Annotated in this window: 13 protein-coding genes and 1 riboswitch; of the genes, 5 read left to right on the top strand and 8 right to left on the bottom strand. The window is 35.0% G+C overall.

Annotation, left to right across the window (positions count from 1 at the left end; all coding sequences use genetic code 11):
* Window positions 1-180 precede the first annotated feature (180 nt).
* From AB1279_RS12925 to AB1279_RS12900, 6 genes are all read right to left on the bottom strand, one after another.
* Window positions 181-2412 (bottom strand): transglutaminase TgpA family protein, encoded by a 2232-nt coding sequence (locus AB1279_RS12925; protein WP_429759174.1) that lies wholly within the window; start codon window positions 2410-2412, stop codon window positions 181-183.
* On the bottom strand, window positions 2409-3623 hold the full coding sequence (locus AB1279_RS12920) for a DUF58 domain-containing protein (RefSeq protein WP_429759172.1): 1215 nt from the start codon (window positions 3621-3623) through the stop codon (window positions 2409-2411). Before AB1279_RS12920 ends, AB1279_RS12925 begins: the two co-directional genes overlap by 4 nt.
* Entirely contained in the window at window positions 3623-4585 is a 963-nt protein-coding gene (locus AB1279_RS12915) for an AAA family ATPase (RefSeq protein WP_429759170.1), read from the bottom strand. Before AB1279_RS12915 ends, AB1279_RS12920 begins: the two co-directional genes overlap by 1 nt.
* Before the next feature lie 300 nt (window positions 4586-4885).
* Window positions 4886-6253, bottom strand: coding sequence for an alanine/glycine:cation symporter family protein (locus AB1279_RS12910; RefSeq protein WP_429759168.1), 1368 nt, complete (start codon window positions 6251-6253; stop codon window positions 4886-4888).
* Between the two features lie 107 nt (window positions 6254-6360).
* Window positions 6361-6481: riboswitch (glycine riboswitch) on the bottom strand.
* A gap of 216 nt (window positions 6482-6697) precedes the next feature.
* Entirely contained in the window at window positions 6698-7276 is a 579-nt protein-coding gene (locus AB1279_RS12905; protein WP_429761392.1) for a nucleoside-triphosphatase, read from the bottom strand.
* Window positions 7276-7728 carry a PH domain-containing protein gene (locus AB1279_RS12900; protein ID WP_429759166.1) on the bottom strand — a complete coding sequence of 151 codons (453 nt, stop codon included), beginning with the start codon at window positions 7726-7728 and terminating at the stop codon, window positions 7276-7278. Before AB1279_RS12900 ends, AB1279_RS12905 begins: the two co-directional genes overlap by 1 nt.
* 227 nt (window positions 7729-7955) lie before the next feature.
* Here AB1279_RS12900 and AB1279_RS12895 point away from each other — a divergent pair, with 227 nt between their 5' ends.
* The 4 genes from AB1279_RS12895 (at window position 7956) to AB1279_RS12880 (ending at window position 10460) form a co-directional block, all read left to right on the top strand.
* Window positions 7956-8834 carry an SDR family oxidoreductase gene (locus tag AB1279_RS12895; RefSeq protein ID WP_429759164.1) on the top strand — a complete coding sequence of 293 codons (879 nt, stop codon included), beginning with the start codon at window positions 7956-7958 and terminating at the stop codon, window positions 8832-8834.
* Between the two features lie 196 nt (window positions 8835-9030).
* Window positions 9031-9450: an SRPBCC family protein gene (locus tag AB1279_RS12890; protein ID WP_429759162.1), complete on the top strand. Its 420-nt coding sequence runs from the start codon at window positions 9031-9033 to the stop codon at window positions 9448-9450.
* Window positions 9451-9822, top strand: a complete 372-nt coding sequence (locus AB1279_RS12885; RefSeq protein ID WP_429759160.1) for an ArsR/SmtB family transcription factor — start codon at window positions 9451-9453, stop codon at window positions 9820-9822.
* Between the two features lie 140 nt (window positions 9823-9962).
* Window positions 9963-10460 (top strand): DUF421 domain-containing protein, encoded by a 498-nt coding sequence (locus AB1279_RS12880; protein WP_429759158.1) that lies wholly within the window; start codon window positions 9963-9965, stop codon window positions 10458-10460.
* A gap of 15 nt (window positions 10461-10475) precedes the next feature.
* On the opposite strand, the gene AB1279_RS12875 is transcribed toward AB1279_RS12880, so the two are convergent.
* A complete protein-coding gene (locus AB1279_RS12875; RefSeq protein ID WP_429759156.1) occupies window positions 10476-11912 on the bottom strand; it encodes a PLP-dependent aminotransferase family protein in 1437 nt (478 codons plus the stop codon).
* A 146-nt stretch (window positions 11913-12058) separates the two neighbouring features.
* Here AB1279_RS12875 and AB1279_RS12870 point away from each other — a divergent pair, with 146 nt between their 5' ends.
* Complete coding sequence (locus AB1279_RS12870; RefSeq protein ID WP_429759154.1) at window positions 12059-12976, top strand: DMT family transporter; 918 nt, start codon at window positions 12059-12061, stop codon at window positions 12974-12976.
* A gap of 73 nt (window positions 12977-13049) precedes the next feature.
* On the opposite strand, the gene secY is transcribed toward AB1279_RS12870, so the two are convergent.
* Window positions 13050-14354 carry a preprotein translocase subunit SecY gene (gene secY, locus AB1279_RS12865; protein ID WP_429759153.1) on the bottom strand — a complete coding sequence of 435 codons (1305 nt, stop codon included), beginning with the start codon at window positions 14352-14354 and terminating at the stop codon, window positions 13050-13052.
* Between the last annotated feature and the right edge of the window lie 3 nt (window positions 14355-14357).

Here is a 14357-nt window from a genome sequence, read left to right as displayed (position 1 = left end):
ATTAATTTGAACAAACTTTATTTTAAAACAACAATAGGGCGCGTTTATTGAACAAAAAATTAAGGGTGTTACATATTAGTCATGACTAATATGTAACACCCTTAATTTTTTATGACTATTTACCGTTTAGGTCTTGATAAGAATAAGTTGAGGTGCCTTTTTTCTTTTGCTTCAACAAAACTAAATTCCTATATCAAAGTCAAGTGATTTGGGCAGAGAGGCTGCTTTTTTCATGAGTTGTTCCCATAATTGTATAGATTTTCTCCATTCCGATGTGGCCTGCTCCTTTTGATAAATAGTATTCTCATAACTGAGAGTGAGCTTTTGCATATCAGTTGAGTTGTAAAGTATATCTACATGGATTGCATACTCTCGTAATGTTTGGCTCTCATTACGCGGAATGCCGATTCTGGCAAATTGTTTTAAAAGTGCCTCGTAAGCTTTTGGATAAACAGCATCATCTTTTCTGTATTTATAGAAGAGAATAATGCAAAATGTAAGCCACTTCATTCTAGTAGCAAAGAGAATGTAGCCAATTATGCTCATTGATATGATAGAGAGGAATAGGTACCACCAAGAAAATTTTTTATTGGAATTCGTAATTTTTTTGATAGAGACTTCTTCGGTATTTTCTATTAAATTTTTAAGCTTTGTTTCATTATTTTTCTGCTGTGTTTGTTCATTGTTTGGATTAATCACTTCGCTATTTCGTGAACCGGAAGCCGGAGCGTCTTTTATAAAATTATATGGGTTGCTGAAGCCTTTTGTTGGTTCGAATGGGACCCAGCCGTATCCTGGAAAATATACTTCGACCCAAGAGTGTGCATTATTATTCGTAATTGTATAGACGCTATCACCTTCTAAATTAACTAATGTATTGTCAAGAGCGCCTTCGGTATAGCCTTTTACCCAGCGTGCGGGAATACCGACAGAACGAAGTAACACAATCATGGATGTCGAAAAATTATTACAGTATCCGCTTTTTGTATCAAATATGAATTGATCTACATAATCTTGGTCTTTTTTAGGAACCAAAACATGTTCTGTTTCATATACAAAGGAATTGTCTGTGAAGTAGCTTTCAATAGCCAATACTTTATCGTACTGATTATCTTTGTTTTTTGTAAGGTCTACTGCCAGATCCCTTACTCTTTGTGGTAATGATTTGGGAAGCTGTGTATATTTTGTCATGAAATAAAGACTTGTCTCCATACCCTCATCCTTTTTTGCAGCTTTCAAGTTTTCTGTGGAAAACTGAGGGATTTCATAAGTCACTTTATATTTGTTTAAAGAGATAGAGGAGCCTTCTTTCATCGTATAAATTTTTTCTGAAAATGGATCAATACTGAATGATACATTTTCAGAAACAGCTTCAACTGACACTAATCCTGTGGGATAAATAAGATGAGGATAACTTTTTTGCATGTTAATCGTTGCTACGGCTGTATCTGTTTTTGTATTTGATTCGTACCAGGTCACTACGTTGTTTTTACTCTTAAAAGAATTTTTTTTTGGTTCCTCAGAAACTTCCCAACCTTTTCCGGTATAAAAATCTTTTGTTTCTACCCTCCAATATTGACTGTTTTGTGTTTGCGCGGTGAAAACAACTGTATCATCTGGTTTAAAAGGTCCGCCTAATTGAGAATCATCCATACCATACCCAATTTTAGAAACTTCAACTTTTTTACTTGCTGTAAATGTATCGAACTTCAAAAAAGTCATAGGATTTGACCATTGAGGGCCAAACTTTGGAGCAAAGTATGCGATGGTTGCTGATAATACAATAAACATAGTAAGTGGTCTAAGTAATTTTGATATGTGTCTTGAATAATTTTGCAAGTGTTCAATCATTTGTATCCGTTCGATTTGAAGAAGACTAAGCATAAAAAAGCCGATGACAACGGTACGAATAATAGCATGATTTGCGTTGTATAAGTGTAAGTTATGAAAAGTCGTGATATAAATAATAGTTAATACAAGAAATAACAGTCCGCGTTTTTGACGAATTACCCAATAAGAGATGAGAAAACATAAAAACCAATGTACTAGAAAAAGTAAGAAGGTAGGAAAAACAACGGAAATATCTTGCAAATTCCCCTGAAAAAGCAGGGAGGTGTTTTGAGAAATATCAGAAAAGAATACTGTCAGCCAAGATGGATTCATAAAAGTACCTTTATAATATACGGAATGAATGATGAATAAGATGATTACAATCTTTATTGCAATCTGCCACCGTATTTGAAAAAAAGAGAGAGTGAAGCAAATTCCTATAAATATTACAAAAATATCTAATCTCCCTATGTTCGTAATGTTTATAAGCGGTCTTAACCATTCTAGTAAAAGAAGAAACCCGCTTACATGCATTAAGAACCTGCTCATATTCCATTGATTGTTTGCACGTAGTGTTATCATTTGTTCACCTCAAAAAACACATTTGCATAATGATTATCATAAATCGCTTTTACAAATATTTTTCGCTTTTGAAGCGTTTCTAGTATACTTAGTTCCCGATTTGAGAATTGGTTCGCTTTTTCTTTTGCAACAAACACCATCAATCTTCTATTCTTCATTGCAACATTTTCAGCTGCTTTTAGAATATCAGGGGAAAGATCACTTGTCACAAGTATAACTGTTACTGGCTGATACATTTTTCTTAATTCCATTTCTATAGTTTGAGAGAATGGAAATATACTGTCTGCTTGCACTTTTGCTAAATGACAAAAGATTTGTTGCAACTGGGTATCTCCATAATGTAAAGGGAAAACAGTCTGTTCTTTTCCGATAGACACGAAAGACGTTTGTGAATCTTGTTTTAAGACAGCTCTCACGAGAGAAGCTGTAAACGTAACGACTGATTCGAATAGGGGAGATGGGGTTCTATCTATGAAAATCATGACATCATGACCCCGCTGTTGTTCAAATTCTTTTGTCATAATATTGTTTTTACGGGCGGTTGCTTTCCAATCAATCCATGAAAAACGATCCCCAGTTTTATATTCTCTGACACCAACTGAGACTGTAGAATCTTTTGTTACATTTATATTTGCTGGGAGCGCCCCTTGTTCGAAATGGTTTTCTAATTTTCGGTAAGTTATATCTATATATCGAGGATAGATTAAAAGTGTATTAGGAACTGAAAATATCATTTCTTTTTCAATAACACCGAAGATATCTCCAATTTTTACACGTACGCTTGAAAAAATGTGTTCTCCCCTAGGGATTGTGTCAATTCTATATTGATACGAAATATTTCGTTTAAATCCTGGAAATAATATCACTTTGGCGGAACTTGATTGTTTACTATTTGCAAATTGTGGGGGCAATTTATCTTCTATAATTATATAAAGTAAGGGAAAAGGAATTTTTCTTTCTATTATAATAGTGCTTCGAAATTGTTCGCCAGCTATGTATTCTTTTTGATTGGTTATGCGTCTCACTTCAGCATCCCTCAAAGCGAAAAAGGGGAGCAGCAATGAATAAAAGCCAAAAGGGATGATGCTGTAAAATAAGAACCAGCTTACAAATCCTCCTTGTAGCATAGCATATACAAATGTTAAGACAAGGGATACAGGAATCAGCAATAACTTTCCAACATTATAAATTGATCGTAGTATCTGTTTCATCAAAAATTCATCTTCCTTTGAGTTGGTACGGAAGTTCGTGCGATGATTTTTGCGATAACTTTTTCTCCTGTTATTCCTTCAAATTTCGCTTCCATTTTCAGAATAAGTCTATGAGATAAAACATAAGGAGCTAAAAATTTAACATCATCTGGAATCACATAATTCCTGCCATGGATGAGCGCATAAGCCTGTGAAGCCTTCATTAAAGCAATAGAACCGCGTGGACTTGCACCTAGTTGTATAGAATTATAGGAACGAGTTTGATTGACAAGTTTCACAATGTAATGCTTGATTGCTTTTTCTATATATATTTCTCGTACACTTTGTTGTAATTTCAGTAATTCTTCTATTGTAATAATAGCCTGTAGGAGTGAGAGTGGATTTGTTTTTTCCATACGATTTAAAACTTCAAATTCTTCTTCTGGTGTAGGATAGCCCATTTTCAATTTCAGCAAAAAACGGTCGAGTTGAGCTTCAGGCAAAGGGTATGTTCCTTCATATTCAACTGGATTTTGCGTGGCCATTACAAAAAACGGCTTTGGTAACGGGTGAGTTATGCCATCTATTGTAATATTACTTTCTTCCATACTTTCAAGTAAGGCGGCTTGGGTCTTCGGTGATGTACGATTAATTTCATCAGCAAGCACGAAATTCCCCATAATTGGTCCCGGCTTGAACTCAAATTGCAGCTCTTTCGGATTATAAATAGAAACACCTGTTACATCTGACGGTAGTAAATCAGGTGTGAATTGAATTCGTTTGTAATCAGCATCGATTGACTTAGCGAGGGTGCGTACCAGCATTGTTTTTCCAACACCTGGAACATCTTCTAATAGTACATGACCTTCAGCTAAAAGAGCTGTCAAGGTAAGAATCGTTTCTTTTTGTTTTCCGACCATCACTTTTTCGACATTGTCGATTATCTTTTCTGCAATTGGATGTAATGAATCGAGCTGCGTCATCGTACACCTCCTAATTTTAATTTCTTTTTTAGTTATGATTTACGCAAATAAGAATTGAGTTTTTTAGGTATGTTGTGGTGGATTATCAATTTAAGAAACTATAATTTTTTTAAGTGGTGATACCGTTGAGGGAACTGCCTCTTTTAATTACTTTATAACTTCTATACCTTCTAAGAAAATCCTACTCTATACTTTTAAAATATGTCATCTCATTTCTAGATGATATGCACATGAAGTATAGTCCAATAAGAAAAGGCCGTATAGTGAATAAATAAACACTCTACAGCCTTTTCAGTTAGATTAACTTGCAATCCTATTGTTAGAATTCTTTGATTTTTCTGCTTGTAAAAAGCGCTTTGTTTCTGTAACAACGATGCCACTTAATCCAATAAGACCAATTAAATTTGGGATTGCCATTAGTCCATTAGCGATATCAGAAAATGTCCAAACAAGTCCTAATTTTAAATTTGCTCCAAACGCGACCATACCAACAAAAATGAAACGGTAGTATCGAACGGCATTACGGCCAAATAGATATTCAACGCATTTCTCTCCATAGTATGACCAGCCTAACATTGTTGAGTAAGCAAATAAAATAATTGCAATGCCAAGAATCATACTTCCGGCATTTCCAAATACAGTTTGGAACGCAAAGGTCGTCGCTTCAACGCCTGTTTTCCCAGAATTCCAAGCACCTGTTGTAATGAGTACTAAACCAGTGATTGTACATACGACAAATGTATCAAGGAACGTTCCTGTCATAGATACGAGTGCTTGTTTAGCGGGGGAATCAGTCTTTGCAGCAGCTGCTGCAATTGGTGCACTTCCAAGTCCTGCTTCGTTTGCAAATACACCTCGTGCCATCCCGATTTGAATAGCTGAAACAACTGTTGCACCGGCAAAACCACCAGCAGCTGCAGTGCCGTTAAAAGCACCTGAAAAGATAAGCTGAAATGCTTCTGGAATTTGATCTATATGATAAAAAATAATAATAAGTCCAGCAAGTATATAAAAGAAAGCTTTAATTGGAACGAAATAACCTGTCACTTTCCCTATTTTTTTAACTCCGCCTAAAATGACTATTGCGATGAAAATCGCCATTACAATTCCAGTCACGACAGGTGATAAGGAAAAATTAATTTTCATGGCTTGAGCAACAGAATTGGACTGCACCATATTTCCGATTCCAAATGAAGCTGTTGTACCAAAAATAGCAAACAATATAGCGAGCCATTTCTTTCCTAACCCGCGTTCTAAGTAATACATTGGGCCACCAGAGTATTCACTGTTAGCTCCATGAATGCGATACTTTACCGCAAGAATAGCTTCTGAATATTTTGTTGCCATTCCAAACAAGGCAGTAATCCACATCCAAAATATTGCGCCAGGTCCTCCGATTGCAACTGCAGTTGCAACGCCTGCGATATTCCCCATACCAATAGTGGCTGACATCGCAGTCATTAATGCTTGGAAATGACTAATATCTCCTTTAGAAGATTTGTCCTCTGATTTTCCGAATGCTAACTTATGTGCATATAATAGTTTGATAAATTGTAAGCCTCGTAGGCGTACTGTAAGGAGGATTCCTGTTCCAACAAGCAGTAACAGTGTAGGTAGTCCCCATACGTAATGATTGATTACTTCTAATACTTGATTTGCTGTTTCCATCTCTATTCTCCTTTACAAAAAATAAAAAACCATTTCATATAAACGAAATGGTCTCTGGAGATACAAGGAATAGAAAAATAAACCGATTCGGGAATCGGTATTTTCTGTCGCTTGTCTCTGTCCTTTTACCTGAGAGATTATCCACTGTAATAGCGGATTTGCTCCTTCGGTGCTCTGTTTCCTCCTTTTTGCTATGCAATAAGAGGGAGTCTCTCCAGAGATTCGTCCCCATACAGTTCTACTTGAATACAAGACCTGAGAGTTTCAAAGCTGTCCGACCAGCTTTTTGCCCCATCGGTAGATCAAAAGATCTTCTCCTGTATGGTTCATCCGAATGCTATGAAATTAATATGAGTTATTATAATCATGATTTATATTTTAAGTCAAGAATTAAAAATATATAGATTCATAATTAATATTTATATATCAGTGATTTTAATCTGCTTATTTAGGCTGAAAAAGGCTTGTCTGTCGTAATTCATTTATTACTTTAGAAAGCACATCATTATAATTTCCCCGCGTTAATTCATAAATCTTCATTTTACTATTAGTCTTTATTTCATCTATTTTAGGATGAGAATCATAGTATATTGTCCCTAATACAGTTTGTGAACCTTGCATAAATTGATTGATAATAGATAGAAATGTTTGGGAGGCAATTTGCATAGGACCAATCTCATCTATCACTATAATTTTCTTTGCGTTATTTTGAATAGACTGAATAGCTATCTTTTCAAATTCGGAAACGTTTACGCCATATCTGCCTACTCTAATATCACTTTTAGAATTAACATCTGCAATTACCGCTTTTTCACCAGCAAGAGAGATAATTCTAAAACCAGTTCTATTAGAGTTCTCGACAATCTCCTCTGTATATAATCCACCAAAGTTTTCTACTCCAATTTCATTTATTATTTTCTTAAGAGATGTAGTTTTACCGACCCTGGGTTTTCCAGTTAGAAAAAAATAATTTCCATAAAGATATACTTCCTCCTGTGTCGTAAGAGTAACTACTTGTTGAATTAGAGATGTTTCGTTTCACTATTTTGCAAATGAGGACACTTGGCAAGTAAAGTTTTTATGAACAATTCTTCGTTTTCTGGTGATAGTTTCACACTGCCAAATAGAGCATTTGGATAGTGAATTTCTACACCGTGAAATGCAGCTGCTGGGCGAAATCCCATAAGCATATCATCAGTTGGATGAACCCCTGTAATATTTTCATATGGAACATTGCACCAAAAAGGACCACATCTTGCATATAAACTCTTTTCTCGCAATTCATAGCGAATACCAAATATAACCCATAACATAAATAAATCAAATATTAAAATGATACTTGGGATGATAATCCAATCTATAGAGTTCAATGTTTTATCTAACCAAAGTGGAAGAGATAAGAGTGTATTAGATAACAGAATGGTTCCAACCATCATATACCAATATTCTCGGTCCCGTCTTACTTTCCATTTCATTACATCACCTTCTTCTTTGTGTGATATGTTTTCTTATCAGAAATGATGACTTTGGGTTTATATACAAATATTATCACGTTTTCATGTGTATAATTGGGAATATGTTACATCAAGGGCTAAATATTGAAAATGAGGTAGTTTATTTAGAAATTAGATGGCAGAATGAAGAGGAAAGATGTCCGTTTTTTGAAATTGGATGAAATTAAAACTAAGTAAAGGAGAAATTTATGAAACCACTACAAGGGAAAGTTGCAGTAGTAGCTGGTGCAACACGCGGTGCTGGACGTGGTATTGCAATGATGCTTGGTGAAGCCGGTGCTACTGTATATGTGACAGGAAGAAGTACAAAAGGAAATTTATCATCCATGGGAAGAGCGGAGACAATTGAAGAAACAGCTGAACTTGTAACGAAACAAGGTGGAAAAGGAATTGCAGTTCGCGTTGATCACACAGTGAAAGAAGATGTTGCAGCTTTATTTGCAAAGATTGAACAAGAGCAGAATGGACAGTTAGATATTTTAGTGAATGATGTATGGGGAGGCGATCCGCTGACAGAATGGAATGTACCATTTTGGGAGCATAATTTAGATAATGGAATCCAAATACAAACAACTGCTGTACATTCTCATATGATAACAAGTCACTACGGTGTCCCGCTTATGGTGAAAAATAAGAAAGGGCTTGTTATTGAAATTACAGATGGTGTTGATTATGAGTATCGAGGGAATTTGTATTATAGTCTCGCTAAAATTTCGACAATTCATTTAGCACAAGCAATGGCAAAAGACTTAGCTCCCTACAATATAACATCTGTTGCAGTGAGTCCAGGATTTTTACGTTCTGAAGCCATGTTAGAGTTATTCGGTGTGACAGAAGAAAACTGGCAAGAAGGAGCAAAAAAAGATCCGCACTTCATTGCATCAGAAACACCATTTTTTATCGGAAGAGCAATTGCTGCTTTAGCGAGCGATCCGAATGTTCATAAGAAAACAGGAAAAGCGCTTAGCTCGTGGGAATTAGCGAGAGAATATGGATTTAAAGATATAGATGGAAGACAGCCTGATTGGGGAAAATATTTTGAAGAACATGTACAACATACTTTATAAAGGGTTTTCATTGACTTAGGAAAAAATAGATAAAAACTCGTAATCATACGGGTTTTTTATTTATTTCAATCGTCTTCAATATTCAAATGATTGCTAGAAGGTTAATTAACATTGACATGCAACCATAAGGTGTTATATTCTATGAAAGTAAAACCAAAAGGTTTTATTTTGAAATAAGGAAAGAAGGTAAAGTACTATGAATACATTACAAGATATTAAGCAAACTATCGTGCTAGAAGCACCTATTCAAAAAGTATGGGAAACAGTATCAACTGCAGAAGGTATTGCGTTATGGTTTATGCCAAATGATTTTCAACCAGAAGTAGGGCATGAATTTCATATACAATCTCCATTTGGTCCATCTCCATGTAAAGTATTAGAAATAGATGCTCCTCATCAACTTTCTTTTGCGTGGGATACAGACGGTTGGATTGTTTCTTTTATTTTGAAAGACTTAGGAGATAAGACAGAATTTACCCTCATTCATGGCGGTTGGAAAGAGCCTGACTTTATTCTTCCGAAACCGAATCAGAAAAGTTCTGTTATTCGTGAGAACATGGCATATGGTTGGAATGGCATTGTGAATGAAAAACTTAAAAAGGTTATTGAAGGTTAAATGTCTCCAGCAGCAGAAACTTATGATGTATTTCAGGCGATTGCTGATCCAACTCGTAGAGAGGTACTTCGGTTACTGGCAGAAAAAGAATTACCTATTTCAGAAATAACATCTCATTTTCCAATTAGTCGTACAGCTGTTACAAAACACCTTCACATTCTTTCAGAAGCAAAGTTAGTTAGTGGAAAAAAGGTGGGAAGGGAAAAAATTTATCAGTTGCAGCCAGAACCTTTACAAGAATTAAAACAGTGGCTGTCATTTTACGAACAATTTTGGAATAATAAATTATCCATTCTGAAACATATCGTTGAGAATGGAGAGGCTAGTGGATTGAAAATTATTGAAACAAAATCGGATAAACAAGAGGAATAAGATAATTTCCTACTAAATGAAAAAGAGTATGTTTGGAACAATTTGTTTTAACCATACTCTTTTATATTTAATAAACAGGATTAAGATTAATTTGAAAATGGTAATACTGTGTGTAAATTGCTGTAAAAGGAATGGACTGTATGAATATTGTTTTTGAAAGCATCATACTAATCGTGACAGGCATCCTCGGTTTAAAGTTAACGGGGAGTAAATCTCTTAGTCAAATGACGAGAGCTGAAATTATTATCGTTGTATCTATTGGGCGAATTATTGTAGAACCAGTGTTAAATAAGAAAATAGGACCAACTATACTCGCTACATGTATATTTTCTGGGATTTTATTCATCATTCATTATTTAGAAGTGAAATCACGAAAGGTGGAACAATTTCTAAATGGTGATACTATCGTTCTTATTAAAGATGGAGAACTTTTAAAGAACAATTTAAAATGTGCCAAAATGACAGAACAGCAATTATTTATGCATCTAAGAGTACAGGGAATTCATGACATTCAAACATTACAGCAAGTAACTGCAGAGCCAAACGGTCATATCGGCTATCAATTAACTGCTCAAGCTCAACCAGTTACTCGTGAAGTGCTAGAAAAGGTACTGCGTCAATACATTTCTAAAGAATAAGGAATATAATTATGCCTATTTTTGAAAATCGAAAATGATCTCACGTAGTTTTTGTAGTCCGGCAATTAAATCTTGATCATTTAGCATAGAATAGCTGATACGCATATACTCGTGTTTTGATTCGTGAACAAAGCAAGCTGTTCCTGGTAAAAAAGAAACGTCAACTTTATTTGCTTTTTTTAGTAATGCAAATGAATCCATTGAGTCCGGAAGGGAAATCCATAAGTTAAAGCCACCTTGTGGTATTTGAAAATGAAGTATATCTGTTAAGGGTGCAAGTGTTTCTATCGTAGCATCCCGACGTATTTGTAAGGCAGTCCGTAGTTTTTCTAAATGATTCTTCATTCTTTCTGTCCGCAAAAAAGGTAGAATGGCTTTTTGCGTTATTAGCGGACTACCTATATCCATTAATGCTTTCGCAGCATATAACCAATCAAATACTGGCCCTTCTGCGACTAAGGCTGCAATACGAAGCCCTGGTGCTAACGTTTTACTGAATCCTTTTAAATAAATGACATGACCGTTCTTATCAAAATGTTTAATAGGAGCCGGAAGCTCAATATCATTAAAATAGATCTCACCAAAAGAGTCATCTTCAATAATAAAAAAATGATAGAATTCTGCTAGTTCTATAAGCTCTTTTCTTCTTCGTTCACTCATTAATGTTCCAGTAGGATTATGAAAAGCAGGATTCACGTATAACAAAACTGGATTATTCTTTTGACACACCTCATCTACTAAATCAGCACGAATGCCTTGTTCATCAAGCCCAACAGGAATAACATGGATTCCTTTGTTAACAAACACATCAATGGCAGCACCGTAACATGGACTCTCTACTATTACTGTGTCTCCAGGCTTTAATAACGTTTGAGCGATTAAGTCAATCCCTTGCTGGGCACCGCTTGTAATTAATAAATGAGCAGGATCAGCTGTTAATCCTTGATAGTCTTTTAAATATTTGCAGATTTCCATGCGCAGCTCTTCATCACCTTGTACAGGCCCGTATGTAGCTAATATCATTTTGTCTTTGTCTAATATTTTTTGCATTTCACTTGATAGAAACGGATTAGGTAAAAGACGTGGGTACAGAATGGCCTGTGAAAAATCATAATACTTTTTGTGACGATTGATAATATACTGAGACCTTATTACATTAACAGCTTTCATATGTTGCCAGTCGTAAGGAGCATGTATACTTCGAGAAGTATTTCTTTTTCCCCTTATGTAAACACCCTTTCCTGGTTGTATATATACATAACCTTTTGTCTCAAGCTGTTTATATGCTTTACGAACAGTTAATACGCTTATTTTCAAATCATCTGCCATGGTACGTAGAGAAGGGAGGGCGTCTCCATCTGCTAACATGCTACTTTGAATACGATGAACAATTTGCTCATAGATTTGTTGATAGAATGGTACATTAGATTCCTTTCGGAGTACAATCTTCATTATCTCACCTAGTCTTTTTTATCTTCATTTAAACCGAAAAAAACTTTATAATCAACTGAAAATTCATGCAACTGTTATATAGCTTGATGTACTGTTATACACTGTTTCCTCTATACTCATCTCAACAATGAAAAGGAGGAAGCATTATGGTTATTTTTAATTATCTTCTTATTTGTATTATTTTTGGGACGACATTTTTAACGATTAAAATAGGAATTGCAACAGGAGCGCCGCCGCTTTTTTCAGCAGGAATTCGTTTCTTTTTAGCAGGTATAATTGTTATCATGTTTTTTATTGTGAAACGGAAACAAGTTATACCATACCTTTTAACAAAAAGAATTATATTCGCTGGCTTTTGTCTTACATTTATGACCTTTGCAACTTTATATTGGGCAGAGCAGTATATCTCATCGGGATTAGCAGCTGTTCTTTCCGCTACAGGTCCAATGATGATTTTATTGCTTCAAACGAAACGAACGAAAATGAAATTGAGAAGGGAACAACTTTTTGCACTTATACTTGCTCTTATAGGAGTAGTGTGCATTTCTTTGCCGGGTTTACAGCAGCAATTTTCTTATATGTGGAGTGTTGCTTGCCTTGTTATATTAGTAGGAGAATTTTTCTACGGAATGGGTACGATCCATTCAAAGGAAGTTTTATCAAATTTACCAAATGTCTCGCCATTTTTGATTAATGGAATTCAAATGTTTTATGGAGGTTTATTACTAATTGTTTTTTCTCTCTTATTAGAGCATCCTAACCCATCTGTCTTAACTTCATGGAGCGTTCAATGGCCCATTCTGTATTTAATATTTATAGGTTCAATTGGTGGGCATGGCTTATACTATTGGCTATTATCCAAAACCAATCCTGTATTTCCATCTACTTGGCTTTATGTTTCGCCATTAATTGCTGTTATAACAGGATATATATTTTTAGGTGAACCAATTAAACCAGAAATGGGAATTGGAGCTTGTTTCATTTTAATTGGTGTTTTTATGGCGAATCGATCTACACTTGAGGTGTATTGGAGACAAGGAAAGCTATTGAAAAAAGAGATGTAAGAGTTACTACAAAAGAAAAACCTCTCATATATCAATTTTTTTAATGATATATGAGAGGTTTATGTATGAAGTGTTAATTTACTTTTTTTATAAATCCTTTATAGTGGCGTTTCACAAGCTGGCTTTCTAACGTTTTCATTGTTTCTAGTGCTACACCGACAATAATGAGTAAACTTGTTCCGCCGATTTGCGCGGAAGCTGGTAAATCAGAAACTTTTGTAAATATAATTGGTAAAATAGAAATGGTTCCTAAAAAAATTGCCCCAATAAAAGTTAAGCGATATAAGATTTTTGTTACGTATTTCTCTGTCATTTTCCCTGGGCGAATACCTGGAACATATCCATTTTGCTTTTTCAAGTTTTCAGCCATTTGTTCAGGGTTTACTTGAATAAAGGCATAAAAGTATGTAAAAGAAATAATGAGGCCAACGTATAGAAACATTCCAATTGGATGCGTAAAATCCAAGTTTGTATTTATCCATTTGGACACTACAGAGTTTGGAAATAGCTGCGCAATTGTCCGCGGCGTCATTAAAAATGCTGAAGCAAAGATAACAGGAATAACACCTGCGCTATTTACCTTAAGAGGTAAGTGGGTATTTTTTGCTCCTTGATACGGATTGTTCCCAGTAGAAGCTTTTGCATATTGAATAGGAATTTTCCGATTTGCTTGCTGAATATAGATTACACCAACAATGATTGCTAAAATGACTAAAATAATTAATGCAATTTTTATTATATGCATAAAGAGTTGATCTCCAGCATTATGAATTTGTTGTAGGTATATTTGATTCATAATATTTGGAATTCCTGCCACAAGGCCTGCAAAAATAATAATTGAAATTCCGTTACCTACTCCATTGGCAGTAATTTGTTCACCTAACCACATTAAAAACGCAGTACCAGCAGTTAATACGGTAGCAATTAATAAATAAGTTTTCCAACCTGGATTAGTTATTAATTGTCCACCTGCCATATTGTTAAAGCCAATAGACATTCCTATTGACTGAATGAATGCAAGAACAATTGTAAAGTAGCGGGTAAATTGAGCTGATTTTTTACGGCCCATTTCACCTTGCTTTGCCCACTCTGCAAATTTAGGAACGACATCCATCTGTAATAACTGCACGATGATGGAAGCTGTAATATACGGTGTGATGCCAACTGCGAAAATGGAAAAGTTTTTTAAGGCACCTCCGCCAAATACATTGAGCATTCCTAAAATATTTGTTTGATCTTGTACTTTTAATACCTCGGCATTAGTATGAGGAACTGGAATGAATGTGCCAATCCGAAAAACAATTAACATTGCTAAAGTAAAAAGGATTTTCCTTCTGATCTCAGTCACTCTCATAAAGTTTGAAATTGTACGAAACATCAT

Origin of the sequence: Bacillus sp. S14(2024) (assembly GCF_050473785.1) — a bacterium.
Classification (GTDB): Bacteria; Bacillota; Bacilli; order Bacillales; family Bacillaceae_G; genus Bacillus_A; species Bacillus_A yunxiaonensis.
This window is presented reverse-complemented; position numbering and strand designations above follow the sequence as displayed.